Genomic DNA, 19,422 nt, shown 5'->3' with positions numbered 1-19,422 from the left:
AAAAGTAGTCAAATAATAATCAAATATAATTAAATATTAGATTTATTTTCTGTTTATCACTATTTTTTTTGATTATATAAAACCGTGTGTTTACTTTTAATTATTAATCAATTTATAATAAACCTATGTTTAAACCAGCCGATAAAATTCAAGACTTACAGTTTTTCGGAGAATTCGGGGGAGTAAATCCTTCTATTTCAGATTCTTCAACCTATACCTTTCTTTCTGCAAAAAGTATGTTCGATACTTTTGAAGGAAACACCGATGGGTGTTATTTATACAGCCGCCACAGTTCGCCTTCAAATTTATATTTAAGTGAGGCATTGGCTCAAATGGAAAATACCGAGGCTGCCAATGTAACCGCTTCGGGTATGGGCGCTATTACGGCAGTACTTATGCAGTTGTGTAAGCAAAACGATCACATTATTGCAAGCCGTACTATTTACGGTGGTACGTATGCGTTTTTAAAGAATTTTTTACCGAAATTTGGTGTAGAGATCGACTTTGTTGATATTACAGATCTTGATAAAATTCAATCGTTAGTAAAACCAAACACAAAAGTTATTTATTTAGAAACGGTAAGTAATCCTTTGTTAGAAGTTGCCGATATTCCTGCTATTGTAAAAATAGGGAAAGCAAAAGATATTAAAATGGTGGTAGATAATACGTTTTCACCTTTAAGCGTTACACCAGCAAATTTAGGTGCCGATGTTGTTATTCACAGTTTAACCAAATACATTAACGGAAGTAGTGATACAGTTGGTGGTGTGGTTTGTGGTACCGCAGATTTTATCAATGCGTTAAAAAGCGTAAACGATGGTGCTTGTATGTTATTTGGTTCTACAATGGATAGTTTTAGATCTGCAAGTATCCTTAAAAACATGCGTACGCTACATTTACGTATGAAACAGCATAGTGCTAACGGCTTGTATTTGGCAAATGCGTTTAACGAAATTGGTATTAAAACCGTTTATCCGGGGTTAAGTTCACATCCATCGCACGAAACTTTCAAATCTATGTACAACAGTGAATTTGGTTTTGGCGGAATGTTGACGATTGATGTTGGTTCGTTAGAAAAAGCCAACGCCGTTATGGAATTAATGCAAGAACGTAATATTGGTTATTTAGCTGTAAGTTTAGGTTTCTATAAAACGTTATTCAGTGCACCAGGAACTTCAACATCATCTGAAATTCCTGCCGATGAACAAAAAGAAATGGGACTTTCAGACGGGTTGATTCGTTTTTCTATTGGTTTAGATAACGATATTCAAAGAACATTTGAACAAATGAAAAGCTGTTTAAAAGACTTGAATGTTATTTAATTTGTGAGGTAATTAATTTTTTTAACAAATGATATTAAAAATCGGAAAGGTGTACCTTTTCGATTTTTTTTACAAATCAACAAACCAACAAACCAACAACTCAACGATTCATCAATTCATCAATTCATCAATTCAACGATTCAACAAATCAACAAAACTTGTCCCGAGCCATCGGGATCAACAATTCATCGATTCAACAAATAAACAGTTTTACCTTCCAAACTACCAAATACCACACAATTTGTAATAATAAACTCATAAATAACTTTCTTTTACAATTAATTATGAATATTTTTGTTAGGAAAAGAAAAAAAAATTGAGTTTGAAAAAGAAGATTTGGAAAGTAGTTAAATACCTTTTAATTACCTTCGCCTGCTTATTGGTGATTATTTTGGTGGCGATATATTCGCTACAGTTTCCTGCTGTTCAAAATTTTGTAAAAGACAAACTGGTTACTTATTTAGAAGATAAAATTAAAACAAAGGTTTCCTTAGATCGTGTTTATGTCCATTTTCCCAATAAAATAGAAATAGAAAACCTTTTTCTGCAAGGGCAAGATGTTGATACACTTTTATATGTAAACCAATTAAATGTAGGTCTTAATCTTCCAAAATTATTAAACAATACCGCGCAATTTACTTCGATAGATCTAGATGGATTAAACGCAAACGTTATAAAACGTGCCGATGATACTTTTAATTTCGATTATATTATTGATGCTTTTGCAACAAAAGAAGAAGATACCGACGATAGCAAACCGTTTGTAATTGATTTAGATAAAATTCAGTTACAAAATGTGAATGTGGCTTATAAAGATGTAAACAGTAAAAACGACATTGCCCTAAAACTTACCAATTTAAAAACAATTGTTACCACTTTTAATTTAGAAACCAATGATTATGCGGTTAATTACATAAATGCCGATGGTTTAAAACTGACATTTAATCAAGGGTTGTTACAAGAAGTGGCAGAAAATGTTGAAGAAACGGTAGATTCACTTTCACAGAAAAATCCGTTAAAAGTTGATGTTAAAAGTTTAAACCTTACCAATTTCGATGTGCTTTATGACGATGAAAATTCGGCAACCCGAGCAAAAATCGTATTTAAGGAACTGTCTTCTAAAATTGATCAATTAGATCTGCCAAATTCTAATTTCAACCTAAAGAATTTGAATTTTAAAGATGCTTTTGTTGATATTCTACTAACTCCAGATTCTAAAGCGGCACAGGCAGTGGCATCAACCACAGAAAATGACAGCGTAGCTTCAACAGCAAATCCATTAAAAGTGGTGTTGCAAAAAGCCGATTTAGATAATGTAAACGTAGTTTATAATAACGGCAAAGGCGAAAATACCACCAAAAGCTTTAATGCTAATCATTTAAATATAGCACAACTAAAAGGTAAAGTGCGCAGTTTGGAATTGGTTGACACAAATGTAGCGGGCGAAGTTAAGGATTTGACTTTTATAGAAAAAAGCGGCTTTGTGTTAGAAGAATTATCAACTAAATTCAAATATGCCGAAACCGAAACTTTATTAGAAAATCTTACACTTAAAACGCCAAATACCTTTTTACAGCGCAGTTTAAAATTGCAGTATGCATCTATAGACGATTTATCTAACAATTTAGGAAATGTTGCTATAGAAGCAAACTTGCCGCAAAACAAAATTGGTTTTAAAGATATTTTGTGGTTGGCTCCAAACTTAAAAAATACCGTTCCGTTTAACAAATATCCAAATGCGGTGCTTAACCTTACGGCTAATGTAAAAGGTATTGTGAACGATCTTTTGGTGCAGGAATTTAAGTTAAGCGGCTTGGGTAACTTAAACGTAAATGCTGCTGGTACCATTAAAAATGCGTTGGATACCGATAATTTATGGGTAAATCTTAAAGTAAACGATCTTACGGCAAATAAACAGTTGATTACCGCTTTGGTACCCAAAAACAGTATTCCAAATAGCATTGAAATCCCCGAAAACCTATCTGTTTCAGGCAAGCTTAAAGGTGGTTTAAACGATATTTATGCCGATTTAGGTATGCAGACTTCTTTTGGTAATGCAAAAATTACCGGAACGTTTAACCAAAAGGTAAAAAATGCCGAGCGTTATGATTTAAAAGCCACGTTAGCAAATTTTAACGTTGGTAAATTATTAAAAAATAAAGATTTAGGTTCAGTAACTGCAAATGCCGAAATCAAAGGTACTGGTTTTAATTTCGAAAAAAACAATGCAACCGTTAATGCTTTTGTTACAGAAGCTGGTTTTAAAGGCTATACCTACCGTAGTGTTTCGGTAAAAGGCGCTTTAACCAACGGTAATTACAACGTTACACTAAATTCTGACGATGAAAATGCCAAGCTGAATATAGTTGCAAGTGGCGTTTATAATGCCGATGCACCTACGCTTAAAACAGAAGGTACGGTGTACAAGGTAGATTTAAACAAATTGGGCTTTTATGCTACACCAATGGCACTGGCAGGAAAATTGAATGCCGATTTTTCGTCTTTAAATCCTGATGCTTTAAACGGCGAACTGCTTTTGCAAGATTTTGTATTGTCTGATGGTGAAGAAATTTATCCTGTTAGCGAAGTCAGCTTAAAGGCGGTAAGTAACGATACCATTAACAGCATCGATCTACGTTCGCAAATTGTTGATGCATCAATCACCGGAAAATACAAGCTTACCGAGATAAGTACATCGCTTCTAAATACGGTTAATCAATATTATCAGTTTCAAAAACAATCAACAGAACCACTTGCCATTGCTCCATCGCAATATTTTGATTTCCGTGGGAAAATTAAGAACGACGACCTAATACGTAAATTTGTTCCAGAATTAAAATCCTTCCAAACCATTAATTTATATGGTGCTTACAATGCCGATACTCGTAAAATAACCGTTTATGGTAGTGTGCCGCAATTAGAATATGGTGCTTATAAACTCAACGACATCAAACTTTCGGCAGGTAACGACGAAGAAAGTTTAAATTATGCTGTAACATTAAATGAATTAGACAGTGAACAGTTTAGACTGGCAAATATTGTGTTAGATGGTTTTGTAAAGAACGATGTGATTGATTATAACCTAATGGTTAAAAACGAAAAAGACGAAGTACAGTATAAAATTGCCGGAAATGTAGCAACAGCTAATGAGTTGATCGATGTCTCGTTAAAACAAGATGGTTTGGTTCTTAATTACGATACCTGGGCAATTGCTGCCGATAATAAGTTAATCATTTACCCAACAGGTATTGTTGCCCAAAATTTACAATTAAGCAACAACAACAGTTCCATTTTGGTAAATTCTAACGGTACAGAACCAACAGCACCTTTAAACATAAAATTCCAGGATTTTAAGATTGAAACCTTAACCGAAATTGTGCGCAAAGATTCTTTATTAGCAGAAGGAACCATTAATGGGGAAGCAGAAATTAAAGATTTAATGAACGATTTGCGCCTTACAGCCAATTTAAACGTAAAAGATTTAAAGGTTTTTGGCAATGCTATAGGAACAATAGACGCTGAGGTCGCTAACGAAACCGCAAGTTTATACAATGCCGATGTAAAGTTAAGCGGGTTTGATAACAATATGGTACTTAAAGGAAGTTACGATACCGCTACCAGTAGCTTTAATGCCGATGTAGATATTCAGGCACTGCAAATGACCAGTATACAAGGTTTTTCTATGAACCAGTTAACCGATGCCAAAGGACACATTTCGGGTAAATTAAAGGTTTCGGGCACCACTGACAAACCTTCTATTCTAGGTGGTCTTAAATTCAACAATGCAGGTTTTGGGGTAACCCAGCTTAATACCACCTTTCAGAATATGAATGATGAAATTAGCTTCACAAACCGTGGAATTGAGTTTAATTCCTTTAAAATTAATGATACCGATGGCAACGCACTAACAATAGACGGAGCTGTTTTAACACAAACCTATCAAGATTTTAAATTTGGATTAAATGTATCAGCGCGTGATTTTAAAGTGGTTAATTCAACAAAAACCGATAATCAAATTTTATACGGTGTTATGGCAATCAATGCAAACATCGGTGTTAAAGGCGATATGAACCTGCCAAAAATAGATGGAACAATTACCGTAACCGATAAAACCGATTTTACATTTGTTTTACCACAATCTAGCCCCGCGTTGCAAGAACGCGAAGGTATTATTGAGTTTGTAGACAAAGATCAGTTGGCGTTAGAAGATACCTTAAAAGATCCGCAAGACGAACTGGATGAAACCCTGAAAGGTTTAGACGTAAACATAAATATCGAACTAAATAAAGATGCCAAACTTTCTATCATTATTGATAAGGCTAACGGAGATTTTATAAAATTACAAGGTGAAGCAGAATTAACTGGCGGAATAGATCCATCGGGTAAAACAACGCTTGTTGGTAGATACGAAGTAAATGAAGGTGCTTATGAAATGTCGGTAAGTTTATTAAAACGTCGTTTCGTTATTCAAGAAGGCAGTTCTATTGTTTGGACAGGCGAACCAACAAAAGCCAATGTAGACATCACGGCAATTTACAAAACAAAAGCGGCACCACTAGATTTGGTTCAACAGCAATTAGACGATGATGAACAAGCCAATATGTTCAAACAGCGCATTCCGTTTAATACCTTTCTTAAAATGACGGGCGAACTTTTAAAACCTATTATTTCGTTTGATATTGAGATTGATGGAAACAACCCGGGAGTATCATCTGATGTTACAAGTTTGGTAGATTCAAAATTAGATCAGCTTCGTACCGAACAATCCGAAATGAATAAACAAGTTTTTGCCTTGTTGTTGCTAAATAGGTTCATTGGCGAAAATCCGTTCCAAAGCAGTACAGGTATGTCTGCAGAAAGTATGGCTCGCCAAAGTGTTAGCCGTATGTTGTCTGAACAATTAAATAATTTGGCTGCAGATTTGGTAGAAGGCGTAGAATTAAACTTCGATTTAGAATCGTCAGACGATTATACCACCGGAACACGTGAAAACAGAACCGATTTAAACATTGGTGTTTCTAAATCACTGCTTAACGACCGTTTAAAAGTTACCGTAGGTAGTAATTTTGGTTTGGAAGGATCTGAACGCCAAAACGAACAAATGACCAATATTGCCGGTGATATTCAGATAGAATATTTATTGTCACGCGATGGTAGATACATGTTAAAAGCATATCGTAAAAACGAATATCAAGTAGCATTACAAGGGCAGATTATAGAAACAGGTGTTGGTTTTGTTATAACACTTGATTACAACCAGTTTAGTGATTTATTACGTCGCCGTAAACGCAACCGTGAATTTAAAAGAACCCAAAGAACATTACAAAATGAGCAAGCTACCACAACAACTAAATAAAGCATTTTTTGCCGCAACAGCACTGTTTTTAGTTGGTTGCAGCAATACCCGATTTGTACCCGAAGGTGATTACCTATACACTGGTGCGTCCATTAACATTTTAAGTGATTCTTTGTCAAAATCAAAAAAAACAGAACTTAAAAATGTTTTAGAAGCATCGTTAACACCAAAACCTAACGCTTCGTTTTTAGGCTTACGACCAAAATTGTACATATACAACATAACAAGCGAACCTAAAAAAGACAAAGGTTTCAAACATTGGTTAAAATACAAGGTAGGCGAGAAGCCTGTACATTTAAGTGATGTGGATATTCCGTTTAATTTAGATCTTATAGAAAATACCGGCGAAAACCGTGGTTATTTTAATATTTCGGCTTCGTACGATACCTTACCAAAAAATAAAAAAGTTAAAATTAAATACAATGTGTCGCCACGCACACAATATCTAATTAACAAGGTTACTTTTCCTACAGACAGCACCGTTTTATCAACCGAAATAAACAAAACAGTCGACAAAACATTGTTAAAGGTAAACGAACCTTTTAATTTAGAAGTTATTAAAACCGAACGCGAGCGTATAGATGCATCCTTAAAAGAAAACGGTTTTTATTATTTTGATCCTGATAATTTAATCATTCAGGTAGACAGTACCGAAGTGAAGCATAAGGTAGATTTAAACCTAAAGGTGAAGAACAACACACCCGAACTAGCGCGTAAACAATTTACTATAGATAAAATCTACATATTTTCTGACTATAACTTACGCAGCAACCGCAACCGTAGAAATTTGGTTCGGGCAGATGTGGATACCCTTTTATGGAAAGAAAACAGCTACATTATTGATCCAAAGAAAAAATTTAGACCACAGATTTACGATCGCGCCTTGTATTTTAAGTCGGGCGATTTGTACAACAGATCCAACCACAACCTTACCTTAAGCAGGTTGATTAATCTGGGAACGTTTAAGTTTGTTAAAAATCAGTTTGTGTTAACCGATTCACTTTCAAATAAATTTGATGTGTTTTACTACCTTACACCAAACGATTTTAAATCGTTGCGTTTAGAAACCTTGGGTAAATCAAACTCGGCAAGTTATGTGGGTGGCGAAGTAAACTTTAATTGGCGCCACCGTAATTTTTTAAGAGGAGCCGAACTTTTTGCAGCCACGCTTTATACTGCCATCGATTTTCAGTTGGGTGGTAATAAAGATGCCAACAATATTTACCGTGTAGGTAGTAGGTTTAGTTTAACGTGGCCGCGAATTATTGCACCTTTTAAATTTGAATCGTCAAGTGCTTTTGTGCCCCGCACAAGGGTAGAGTTGGGGTACGAATTTCAAAACCGGACACAGTTGTACACCTTACATAATTTTAATGCATCATTTGGATATATTTGGAAAGAAAACGCCTTGCGTGAACATGATTTAAAACTGATAGAAATTACGTATGTAACTCCTGAAAATGAAACAGCTAAGTTCGAAGAGCAGAAGGCAGACAATCCATCGTTAGCACGTATAACAGAGCGTCAGTTAATTTTTGGTCCTGTATATTCCTATACATATACCACAACCATGCTTCCTAAAAAACATACGTTTTATTATAAGGGATTATTGGATTTATCTGCCAATTTAACGGGGTTAATTTCGGGAGCAAATGCCGATCAAGAAGAACCTAAAACAATATTAGGAGTTCCTTACAGCCAATATGTAAAAATGGAACACGATTTTAGATATTACTTAAAGTTAGATGAAACTTCGCAAATTGCCACGCGTTTTATAGGTGGGGTAGCGTATCCTTACGGAAACTCTATTCACATGCCTTTTTCAAAGCAGTTTTTTGTTGGTGGAAGCAACAGCATACGCGCTTTTAGAGCACGTACGCTTGGACCAGGGAGCTATGATCCCCGTAACGATAAATCTTCTTTTTTTCACGATCAGGCGGGTGATATTAAGTTAGAAGCCAATGTGGAATACCGTAAAAAACTAGTGAGTTTTCTAAATATCGCTGCGTTTGTTGATGCCGGTAATGTATGGTTGTTTAATGATGAAGAAGGACGCGAAGGCGGAAAAATAAGCAAAGATTTTTTGTCTGAAATTGCCGTGGGCGCAGGTATAGGTTTACGTTTTGATTTTAATATACTGATACTTAGAACCGATTTAGCGATACCATTACGTGTACCTTATTATCCAAAAGGTGATCGTTGGAGTTTTAACGAAATTAATTTTAAAGATAAATACTGGCGTCGCGATAATTTAATGCTAAACATAGCAATTGGTTATCCTTTTTAAGATACAACACTTTGCAGCAACTTTGTAAATATAAACCAATAACTAAAGTATTTTGGTTATTTGAAATGAATGCATAAGATAATACTTCAATTTATTGCGGTTAATGGTATCTTTGCAGCATTGCAATAAAAAAATAGATCATGAGTATGATTAACTTAACGGTGTTTAAAAATTTTGTAAAATCAAATAACTTTGGTGGTATTCTGCTTTTTTTGTGTGTAATACTATCACTTATAGTTGCTAACTCACCCTTAAGTAATACTTTACAAAATATTTTAGATACTACTTTAGGTTATGAAAATGAATCAATCCATCTAAAATATTCCGTTTCTTTATGGATAAACGATGGTTTTATGGCTCTGTTTTTTCTTTTAGTGGGACTAGAAATTAAAAGAGAAATTGTAGAAGGTGAACTATCATCACCTAAAAAAGCCTTATTACCTATTTTATGTGCCATAGGCGGCGCTATAGTTCCTGCAATTATTTTTCTACTATTTAATAATGGAACCGAAACAGTTTCTGGTTGGGCAATTCCTATGGCAACAGACATTGCCTTTGCGCTGGCAGTTATTTCCTTGTTAGATAAAAGAATTCCTATAAGTTTAAAAATATTCCTCGCTGCTTTGGCAATTGTAGACGATCTTATTGCGATATTGGTTATTGCGTTCTTTTATTCTTCGGGCATACAACTTGGATACTTAGGATACGCTGCTGTAGCAATGCTAGTGCTTATTGCAATGAATCGTTTTAAGGTTAAAAATCCATATTTGTATCTTATACCCGGTATTTTTATTTGGTATTTCGTTCATCATTCGGGCATACACGCTACAATTGCGGGTGTAATGGTAGCTATGACGCTTCCTACAAACGATACAGCTGTAGAATCACCTTTAGAAAGATTAGAACATGCTTTAATAAAACCGGTAAACTTTTTTATAATTCCGCTGTTTGCATTTGCCAATACCAATATTACCTGGCAGTCCGAAATGGTACACGGGTTAACTGCCCCTTTAGGATTGGGAATATTTTTCGGCTTATTTTTTGGTAAACCTATAGGCATATTGCTTACATCGTGGGTATGTACAAGATTGGGTATTGCATCTTTACCCGAAGGAAGCACTTGGATGCATATAATTGGTGTAGGAATGCTTGCCGGAATAGGTTTTACAATGTCTATTTTTATTTCGATACTTTCGTTTAAAGAACCATTATTTGTATCCGAAGCAAAAATCTCGGTGTTGCTCACTTCAATCATTGCAGGAACAATTGGCTACTTAGTGCTTAAAGCTAATTCAAACAAAAAATAATTTGTATTGATACCTTACAAGCCTCATACTAAATAAAACAGTAGAAGCTGAATGTTGATAGGTTTGATTTCAGAATGATACTCCTGTTTTTAAGAACGAATGTTTTATAAACTACTTTTAACTCGATGGGTGTAATTCAAAATAAATAAAAAAATAACCACATAGGCGTATAGAATTATAACTATTTCGTATAGAAGGGATAGAAAATGATATTATTTTTTCACATAGTTTGCTATGCTAAAAGTAAAACGCCTATCATAAACTTTTAAAAACATAAGAAAAATCTATGTTCCTCCTATGCGGTGGAAATAAATACAACCAACGGATTGCTTTTAATCATCATACAAATAAAAATGAATCAACCATGCCTGCATAGGATTGGTAAAATAATTTTCACTAAATTTAAGAAAAAAAGCTATGAAGAATTTTAAATGGTTAGATTATCCGGAAAATCAGCCGGATCAGTCGGGTATGTACGTGGTAAATCGCGATGTTAACAATCTTGTGTCAAATGCCTTGGCGTATTTTGATATAGGAGTTAACAAATGGTACGTAGATCCAATAGAAATGGTTCCTTTAAACGGGGTGAATGCCTTTAACAAAAAAAGGATATTACCGTATGTTAAAATGCCTAAATAAAAAAACCACTCCTACGAGTGGTTTTTTAACAATATATTATTTTCTAATAAACTTTTGTTCCATTTCTTCTTTATAGATAACGCCACCGCTTTCTTCTTCTTCCGTCATTTTTAAGTGTAAATTGTCTGCATCGTTTTTAGAAATTTCAAAAACACCTGGCTCACCATCAATTGTTATGGTTATTGAGTTTCCAGAAGTAGAATAGGTTCCTTTACCTTTTTCTTCAAACTCTGCAGCCGGTATAGCCATGTAATATTCTACTGATAAATCGGCTTTAAATTCATATTCCCATGTAATTTGCGATGCAACAGGTAGATCATTATTTTCACCTACAAGTTCACCATCTTCATAAGATTTTATGCTCATAGTGTTTAGTTTCCATTTGCCCAATAAGTGGTTTACTGGTTCTGGTTGTGGGGCAGGTGCGTTATCGTCACTAGAACATGCAGATAATAAAAATAAGGTAATTGTTGAGGCAAATAATAAAGTACTTACTTTTTTCATGATAAAATTTTAATGTTAATAAATAATTGCAAAAATAGTAATTGTCTTTCAATTAAACTATAGACGTAAAAAAATCATAAAAGGTTGTAAGTATCTTTAAAATTTTAAAAAAAATAAAAAGATATAACGATTGTTAATATATATGTGCCGATCTCTTAATTATTCCGTTTAATCAGCGCAATAAATTTTAAAATTTTACTTTCAAAAAGGTTAAAAACAAGTCCTATCATAATAAAAAAAGAGGCATACAATTTCCAATCTGTTAATTCTTCCTTTAAATATATCGCCGAACTTAAAAACCCCACAATAGGAATAAGCAGGGTAAAAGGAACTACAGCAACGGTAGGATATGTTTTTATCAACAAACCCCAAAGCCCGTAACCAATATGTGTAGATATGTAAACAACGTAAATTATGGCAAGTACGGCAGTCCACGAAATAGTACTGATTGAATGTATAATTAAGTCAGTTCCGTCTATGTAATAAGAGGTAGCCGCCATAAACGGAAAAGCAACAAGGTTTCCCCATACCACTAAAGAAAGGGGTGAAACGGCATTTATCTTTTTAGTAAACATATTTCCCGATGCCCACGCCAATGATGCCATTAACGTTAGCAGCAAACCTATAGTGGTAACATCGCCGCCTACGTGTGCTGCCACAATTCCTATTCCTACAAACGATATTAATGAACCCGAAATTTTAAACCAATTGGGTGTTTCTTTAAACAGTAAAATTGCAAGTCCCATTGAAAAAAACACTTGTATCTGCATAACTAATGATGCCAAACCGGGTGATAATCCCATTTGTATCCCACTAAAAAGCAATCCAAACTGTAACGCAAAATTAAAAATTCCAAACCCAATAATAAATAATAACGGTGCTTTGGGTCTAGGTATAAAAAACACAAAAGGTAATGCCGAAAGTGCAAAACGTATCGTACAAAAAAGAAAAGGAGGTAATTCTTTTAAACCTAAATAAATTGCAATAAAGTTGGTACCCCATATAATAACGGTTATAAGTACAAACAAAAGATGTTTGGTTGATAAATTTAGGTTTGTATTCATACAATGCAAAATGTTAAAGTCAGTAAATTTAATTGCAAAGGTCATAAATCAACCTTAAATAATATAATGGTTCTCTTACTTTTTAGTTAATAATCTTGAAATTTATTTTTAAAGTTTATACGAACGCAACCTTTAAATTTCTTGCTAATTGATTCTTTATAGATTGCTGTAAATGAAAGAAGTAAAGGTTTTGGTACGTATAAATTTCGCTGTTGGCTTACAATTGTTCATAGGTCATACAAATGTAATTAATAACATATTTATGTTAAAATGTTAAAAGGCTAAGTTGTTTATTTGGTGTTTGTTAGCTGTTGTTTTAATTAGATATTTCTTAAAAAATAAACAATAAAAATAGAGTTATTTAGCTGTAATAGATACTACCTATCTAAATATTTTGTAACTTTCCAAAACCTTATTAAGCCTAATGATTATATATCACTAAAATGAAAAATATTTTAATTATAGAAGATGACGTTTCTTTTTGCCTGATGATGAAGACGTTCCTTGCAAAAAAGGGATTTCAAGTTTTCAGTGCATTTTCATTTAAAGAAGCAACAGTCATCTTAAACGATCAACAGATTGATCTTGTTTTAACCGACGTTCGTTTGCCAGATAGCGACGGTATCGAGATTTTAAAATTCATAAAAGAAGTAAATCCCTCTACACAAGTTATACTTATGACGGGGTATACCGATATTAAAACTGCGGTTAATGTTATGAAAATGGGTGCGTTTGATTATGTTTCAAAGCCCATTAATTCAGACGAGTTATTGCTTACAATCAATAAAGCGTTAGCAGACGCCGGTAAAACGTCTACCATTGTAAATTACGAAGTTCAGGTATCAAATAACCAACACAATACCCCAACTGTTTCCTATTCAGGTAGTCATTTTATTAAAGGTAAAAGCGAAAAATCAAAAGAGCTTTATGAATTTATAAACGTAGTAGCACCAACGAATATTTCGGTTTTAATAATTGGCGACAGTGGTACGGGAAAAGAAAATATTGCATATTCTATACATAAGTTAAGTAAAAGAGCAAATAAACCTTATATAGCGGTAGATTGTGGAGCCATTCCTAAAGATTTGGCGGCAAGTGAGTTCTTTGGTCACGTAAAAGGATCTTTTACAGGTGCAACTACCGATAAAGTGGGGCATTTTGAAGCAGCCAGCGGCGGAACCATTTTTTTAGATGAAGTGGGTAACCTTTCGTATGATGTGCAGGTACAATTGTTACGAGCATTGCAAGAACGTAAAGTAAAACCTGTAGGAAGCAGTAAAGAAGTAGACGTAGATATTCGAATCATTGCTGCAACCAACGAAGATTTACAAAAAGCAGTACGTGAAGGCGATTTTCGTGAAGATTTATACCATCGCTTAAATGAATTTTCAATTCAGGCACCACGATTAAATGAAAGAGGCAAGGATATTTTAGAATTTGCAAATTTCTTTATCACACAATCTAACCAAGAATTAGAACGAAATATACAAGGATTATCCGATGAAGTAATAGATGTTTTTTTAGATTACGAATGGCCGGGTAACCTGCGTGAAATGCGTAACATTATAAAACGTGCGGTGTTGCTTACTAAAACAGCCTTTATCGAGAAAAGTGTGCTGCCCGCAGAAATGTTTGAATACAATGTTTTAAAACCTGTTGATACAGCAAATCATAGTTTAAACGGAGTCACCCCTATGACAGGTACTACCTTACAACGTGAAGATCTTAAGCTGTATTCATCTGCTACCGAAGAGCAATTAATTCGTGTAGCTCTTGAAAAAGCCAAATACAATAAAACAAAAGCCGCACAAATATTGGGCATCGACAGAAAAACCCTTTACAACAAACTTAAACTTTACGATATTGAATTGTAATGCTTTAAATACATTCTTTCAAAATAAATAACAAGAACGGGCATTAGCCCGTTTTTTTTTATCAAATTTGTTTTATCACTATTAAATAACCTATAAATTTAGAGGCTTCATGCAACACTTTGTGGATTTTTTGAGTGTTTCTACTTTAATTTGTAGAATCACCTGTCTGTATAGCTCGCATGCTGTGTGAAAACACCTTTGGCGTAAAGATTGCTGTACTAATCACTTGTTGAAAAAATAAAAAATGGAAAAAGAATATAAAATAGCTGTTATAGGTTTAGGTTATGTAGGTTTGCCACTTTCAGTGCTTTTTGCACAAAAGTATGCTGTTATAGGATATGATATCAATGAAACAAGAATTAAAGAGTTGCGGCAGTCGGTAGATGTAACCAATGAAGTTTCAGAGGTTGATCTAAAAAAGGTGCTGCTACCCGAAAATCATCTGTCCAATAAAGGTACAGGTCTGTACTTTAGTTCTTCGCAAGACGAACTGCGACAAGCAAACTACTATATTATAACTGTACCAACACCAGTAGATAAAAATAACAGTCCCGATTTAACATCGCTTAAAAAAGCATCACAGTTAGTAGGTAAGGTACTTAAAAAAGGTGATGTGGTAGTATATGAATCAACCGTTTATCCGGGCGTTACCGAAGAAGAGTGCGTGCCGGTTTTGGAAGAAGTTTCCGGTTTAAAATTTAATGTCGATTTTTTTGCAGGATATTCACCAGAACGTGTAAATCCGGGTGATAAACAACGAACCATAGATAAAATCATTAAGGTTACTTCAGGATCTACTCCCGAAACTGCTTCACATGTTGATGCTCTTTACCGTTCAGTAATAACAGCCGGTACACACAAAGCACCGTCTATAAAGGTTGCCGAAGCAGCTAAGGTCATAGAAAACGCGCAACGCGATATAAACATTGCGTTTGTCAATGAATTGTCAAAGATTTTTGCACTTATGGATATTGATACGAATGCGGTTTTGCAAGCTGCAAGAACTAAATGGAATTTTATGCCTTTTCAGCCCGGGCTTGTTGGTGGCCATTGTATAGGGGTTGATCCTTTTTACTTAGCGCAAAAAGCACAGCAGGTTGGTTATCATTCCGAATTGATTCTAACAGCACGTAGGCTTAACGATTCCATGGGATCTTTTGTAGCTTCCCAAGTTGTAAAGCTCATGATTAAAAACGATATAAAGATCAAAGATGCTAATGTATTGGTTTTGGGAGTTACCTTTAAGGAAAATTGTCCCGATATGCGAAATTCAAAAGTCTGGGATGTAGTAGATGGTTTAAATGATTACGGTTGTAAGGTAACGGTTTACGATCCGTGGGTAGATTGGCGCAAAAGAAAAATAAATACCAGTGTAAAGGTGGTAGAGCATTTAAGTAAGGCAAATTATCATGCCGCTGTACTTGCAGTTGGGCATCAGCAGTTTTTAGAACTTAACTTACGCGACCTTTTAGAACCAAATGCCGTTATTTACGATGTTAAAGGGGTGTTGACCGAAACGGTAGAAGGCAGACTTTAATGCTTTTAAACTTAAAATGTTTTTGTGAATGTTATTCCGTAAAGTAGTTGTATTCAAAAAAAAACTAAAGCATTTTATTGTTACAAACAGCAGCTTATGACTTTCACAATTTAAAAAAAAGTGGTAAATTTCCGCTCTTAGTCAAAAAAGAGAAACAACAATTATGAAGATAGGAATTACGTTTAGCGCCTTCGATTTACTGCATGCGGGGCATATTAAAATGTTAGAAGATGCTAAAAGACAGTGCGATTATTTAATTTGTGGTTTACAAACAGATCCAACTATAGATAGGCCAAACAAAAACAAGCCTGTACAAAGTGTGGTAGAGCGTTACATTCAATTAAAAGCTTGTGTATTTGTAGATGAGGTGGTTCCTTATGCAACAGAACAAGATTTAGAAGATATTTTAAGATCATTTAAAATTGATGTTAGAATTTTAGGGGAAGAATATAAAGAAGTGAATTTCACAGGCAGAACGTATTGCGAAGAAAAAGGCATTCAATTATATTACAATCGTCGCGACCACAGATTTTCAAGTTCTGGCTTACGTCAAACAGTTGTAGAAAAAGAAATTACTAAATTAGCCGAATAAGATACCTTATAAATAATACAATAAGTACATCCCTTGGTAGATCATTTTATAATAAATATAAGTAGATCTACATTAAAAAATAAAAATTAATGAAAAACATTTTGGTAACAGGCGGCTTAGGCTACATAGGTTCGCATACAGTAGTTGCACTTCAGCAGGCAGGCTTTAACGTTACAATCATCGACGATCTTTCCAATTCACAATTAGAGGTATGGGAAAAAATAACAAGCATTACAGGTATCCAACCAAAATATTATAACATAGATTTAAAAGATCTTCATGCCGTAAACATTTTTTTTCAGTCAAATGTAATAGATGGCGTTATTCATTTTGCAGCGTACAAAGCAGTAGGCGAATCAGTAGAAAAACCATTAATGTACTACCGCAATAATTTAATGGGACTTTTGAATTTATTAGAGGTGATGGATGAAAACAAGGTAGATCATTTTATCTTCTCGTCTTCATGTACGGTTTATGGTCAGGCAGATAAAATGCCAATTAACGAAAGTACACCGCTTAAAAAACCTGAATCGCCCTACGGTAACACTAAAAAAATGGGCGAAGAAATTATAGAAGATTTTGTAAAAGCTACTAATAAAAAAGCAATTGCATTAAGATATTTCAATCCGGTTGGAGCACATGATTCTGCCTTAATAGGTGAAGTGCCTAATGGAATTCCAAATAACTTAATTCCTTATGTTACCCAAACAGCTATGCAAATTAGAGAGCGTTTAGGTGTTTTTGGCAACGATTACGAAACCCGTGATGGAACTGCGGTACGCGATTATATCGATGTAAATGATTTAGCAGAAGCGCACGTAAAAGCAATTCAACGGCTGTTAGCGGGCAAAAATAAATCGAATCTGGAATTTTTTAATCTAGGATCGGGCACAGGCTCAACGGTTTTAGAAATTGTTGATGCTTTTGAAAAAGCCAATAATATTAAAATACCTTATGAAATTAAGCCGCGCAGAGCAGGAGATATCGTAGAAGCTTATGCCGATTATTCGTTGGCACAGAACGAACTAGGCTGGCAACCAAAAACCTCCTTGCAAAACTCTATGCAGACAGCGTGGGCTTTTCAGCAAAGCTTAACAGATAATTTATAGAATAAGGTAATTGTTGCTTTTTCATTAATAAATAGCATATTATATCTTATGTTTTTTAAAAAACAATAACCAAATTAACAATTAGCGTTTTAATTGTTAGTTTGGTTAATTTTTTATGAATATATTTGCGCCTGTTAAAACTAGAAGTGTTTTTAACTACAATTTAGAAATTAATTATATAAAGCAGGGCAATAGTGTAGAAATACTAATCATAGTTCAAGTACACTATATTTAATGTAAATAATCAATTAATCATAAAAAATGAAAAAATTAGTATTAGTAGCTGCATTGGCAGTGGTATCGTTAAATGAAATGAATGCCCAAGAATCTTCTTTTTTAGATAAGGTAACTTTAGAAGCAGGTTATGGATATAATTTGGCATTCAGCCCAGACAATGTAGATCGTACAGACGTAAGTGGATTAAACACTATTCAGTTAGGCGCAAACTACCAATTAAATAATTTATGGGGTGTACGCGGAACTTATTCAAATACAACCTTTAAGCATAAAGATTTTAGTAACCACGGTGTAAACTACAACAAGTTAACGGCAGAAGCTACTTATCAAGTATTACAAGCTATAAACCCACAAATTACAAAGTTTGATGTTATGGCACATGCTGGTTTTGGTTTAAACTTTGGTAAAAGTAAAGCTACAGACGCTACCGATGCAATGGGGAATTTCCAAATTGGATTAAAACCTCAGTACAATGTTAGTGACCGTGTTGGTATTTTCTTAGACGGTACATATATTATGAACTTTAGTCAAAATGTTGGGTACAATGGTTATAGTATTCCTGGAGAAGACAGTACTACCGGTGGTTACGTAACAGGTTTAATTGGGGTTTCTATTAAATTAGGTAAATAATTTACTTTATATACAAATGGTAAAGGCTTGAATGTAGTACGTTCAGGCCTTTTTTTGTTTGTGGTATTTCACTACATTTTTATAATGTAAACCAAGGTCATTCATATAATTTATGTTTAGTATAACAATCAGGAATCAACATCAATATAAATTCCCGCTTTGAAGGGGGCTAGGGGTATGTAAAATCGCTTATTAAACCTTAACCCCCAACCTTAAACTCAACAATCAGCCTCAATACTCCACTCGTTCAACGTACAGTCGTATTTTTCTCCTTTTTCTATAAGGCTCAATAGTTTTTCTTTAATAAGCTCTTCTTTTGCACTCATTTTTGCTGTGGTTCCCATTACATAGTATTGATGGGTACCTTTAGCGCTGTAGAAAACTTCATCACCTGTTTCAGCTAATTTAGCTGCAAAATTTTCACCTTTCCTTCCAACTTTACATAAAAGTCTGTATTTAATTTTAACAATGTCTTTGTATGATGGTAGTTGAGCTTGTAATTTGGCTGAAATTTCTGACTGCCTAGTCTCGTTGTTTTCTGCATTAGTACTTAATACTTTCTTTGCTTTAAAAAATGGAAATTTCATTGCGTTATTATGTTTGTGTATAAGGTTGTTTATTTATCTAAATAATTATTTATTGCGAATTATTTATTGTAAATATATAAAAAAAAGTTATTGTTTTTTGTAAAATCGTGTAAAATTATTGTTATTTAATTCACGCCGGAGTGACTTTTTTTTAGTGAATAAAAACGTTTTTGTATTGATTATAAAAAAAATGATTAATAATAAAATACCCGATAACCTATCAATTTAAACCTCGTAAGGCTAATCTGTAAGTGCGTTCCAATTAAAAAAAATAAATTATCTTTGATGAAAAATTATCAAAACACTAAAAAATGAAGCAGACCATCATTATTACCGGGGGAGCAGGATTTATCGGATCACATGTTGTTCGAGAATTG

At 34.1% G+C, this 19,422-nt stretch carries 14 protein-coding genes; 11 read left to right on the top strand and 3 right to left on the bottom strand.

Annotated elements, in window-relative coordinates:
• The first annotated feature begins 125 nt into the window (after positions 1 to 125).
• The 5 genes from EG242_RS11535 (at position 126) to EG242_RS11515 (ending at position 10,911) form a co-directional block, all read left to right on the top strand.
• On the top strand, positions 126 to 1,322 hold the full coding sequence (locus tag EG242_RS11535) for an aminotransferase class I/II-fold pyridoxal phosphate-dependent enzyme (protein ID WP_124900022.1): 1,197 nt from the start codon (positions 126 to 128) through the stop codon (positions 1,320 to 1,322).
• Between the two features lie 316 nt (positions 1,323 to 1,638).
• Positions 1,639 to 6,678 carry a translocation/assembly module TamB domain-containing protein gene (locus EG242_RS11530; protein WP_449578462.1) on the top strand — a complete coding sequence of 1,680 codons (5,040 nt, stop codon included), beginning with the start codon at positions 1,639 to 1,641 and terminating at the stop codon, positions 6,676 to 6,678.
• Entirely contained in the window at positions 6,650 to 8,965 is a 2,316-nt protein-coding gene (gene tamL / locus EG242_RS11525; protein WP_124900021.1) for a translocation and assembly module lipoprotein TamL, read from the top strand. Before EG242_RS11530 ends, tamL begins: the two co-directional genes overlap by 29 nt.
• 146 nt (positions 8,966 to 9,111) lie before the next feature.
• The gene (gene nhaA, locus EG242_RS11520; protein ID WP_203227720.1) at positions 9,112 to 10,272 is read left to right on the top strand and encodes a Na+/H+ antiporter NhaA; all 1,161 of its coding nucleotides are present in this window, start codon (positions 9,112 to 9,114) and stop codon (positions 10,270 to 10,272) included.
• A gap of 417 nt (positions 10,273 to 10,689) precedes the next feature.
• A complete protein-coding gene (locus EG242_RS11515; protein ID WP_124900019.1) occupies positions 10,690 to 10,911 on the top strand; it encodes a hypothetical protein in 222 nt (73 codons plus the stop codon).
• Between the two features lie 36 nt (positions 10,912 to 10,947).
• On the opposite strand, the gene EG242_RS11510 is transcribed toward EG242_RS11515, so the two are convergent.
• A complete protein-coding gene (locus EG242_RS11510) occupies positions 10,948 to 11,415 on the bottom strand; it encodes a lipocalin-like domain-containing protein (RefSeq protein WP_124900018.1) in 468 nt (155 codons plus the stop codon).
• A gap of 155 nt (positions 11,416 to 11,570) precedes the next feature.
• Complete coding sequence (locus tag EG242_RS11505; protein ID WP_158608866.1) at positions 11,571 to 12,479, bottom strand: EamA family transporter; 909 nt, start codon at positions 12,477 to 12,479, stop codon at positions 11,571 to 11,573.
• A 443-nt stretch (positions 12,480 to 12,922) separates the two neighbouring features.
• Here EG242_RS11505 and EG242_RS11500 point away from each other — a divergent pair, with 443 nt between their 5' ends.
• The 5 genes from EG242_RS11500 to EG242_RS11480 all read left to right on the top strand — a co-directional run bounded on the left by EG242_RS11500 (position 12,923) and on the right by EG242_RS11480 (position 18,458).
• The gene (locus tag EG242_RS11500) at positions 12,923 to 14,353 is read left to right on the top strand and encodes a sigma-54-dependent transcriptional regulator (RefSeq protein WP_124900016.1); all 1,431 of its coding nucleotides are present in this window, start codon (positions 12,923 to 12,925) and stop codon (positions 14,351 to 14,353) included.
• A 244-nt stretch (positions 14,354 to 14,597) separates the two neighbouring features.
• On the top strand, positions 14,598 to 15,890 hold the full coding sequence (locus tag EG242_RS11495) for a nucleotide sugar dehydrogenase (RefSeq protein WP_124900015.1): 1,293 nt from the start codon (positions 14,598 to 14,600) through the stop codon (positions 15,888 to 15,890).
• A 163-nt stretch (positions 15,891 to 16,053) separates the two neighbouring features.
• Positions 16,054 to 16,482, top strand: coding sequence for an adenylyltransferase/cytidyltransferase family protein (locus EG242_RS11490; protein ID WP_124900014.1), 429 nt, complete (start codon positions 16,054 to 16,056; stop codon positions 16,480 to 16,482).
• 89 nt (positions 16,483 to 16,571) lie between these two features.
• Complete coding sequence (gene galE, locus EG242_RS11485; RefSeq protein ID WP_124900013.1) at positions 16,572 to 17,591, top strand: UDP-glucose 4-epimerase GalE; 1,020 nt, start codon at positions 16,572 to 16,574, stop codon at positions 17,589 to 17,591.
• Between the two features lie 261 nt (positions 17,592 to 17,852).
• A complete protein-coding gene (locus EG242_RS11480; protein ID WP_124900012.1) occupies positions 17,853 to 18,458 on the top strand; it encodes an outer membrane beta-barrel protein in 606 nt (201 codons plus the stop codon).
• Positions 18,459 to 18,676: 218 nt separating this feature from the next.
• On the opposite strand, the gene EG242_RS11475 is transcribed toward EG242_RS11480, so the two are convergent.
• A complete protein-coding gene (locus EG242_RS11475) occupies positions 18,677 to 19,045 on the bottom strand; it encodes a hypothetical protein (protein WP_124900011.1) in 369 nt (122 codons plus the stop codon).
• Positions 19,046 to 19,356: 311 nt separating this feature from the next.
• Here EG242_RS11475 and EG242_RS15255 point away from each other — a divergent pair.
• Positions 19,357 to 19,422 (top strand): NAD-dependent epimerase/dehydratase family protein (locus EG242_RS15255; protein ID WP_397258890.1); only part of this gene is annotated, 66 nt, incomplete at its 3' end.

Source organism: Paenimyroides viscosum, from assembly GCF_003858535.1.
Classification (GTDB): Bacteria; Bacteroidota; Bacteroidia; order Flavobacteriales; family Flavobacteriaceae; genus Flavobacterium; species Flavobacterium viscosum.
This window is presented reverse-complemented; position numbering and strand designations above follow the sequence as displayed.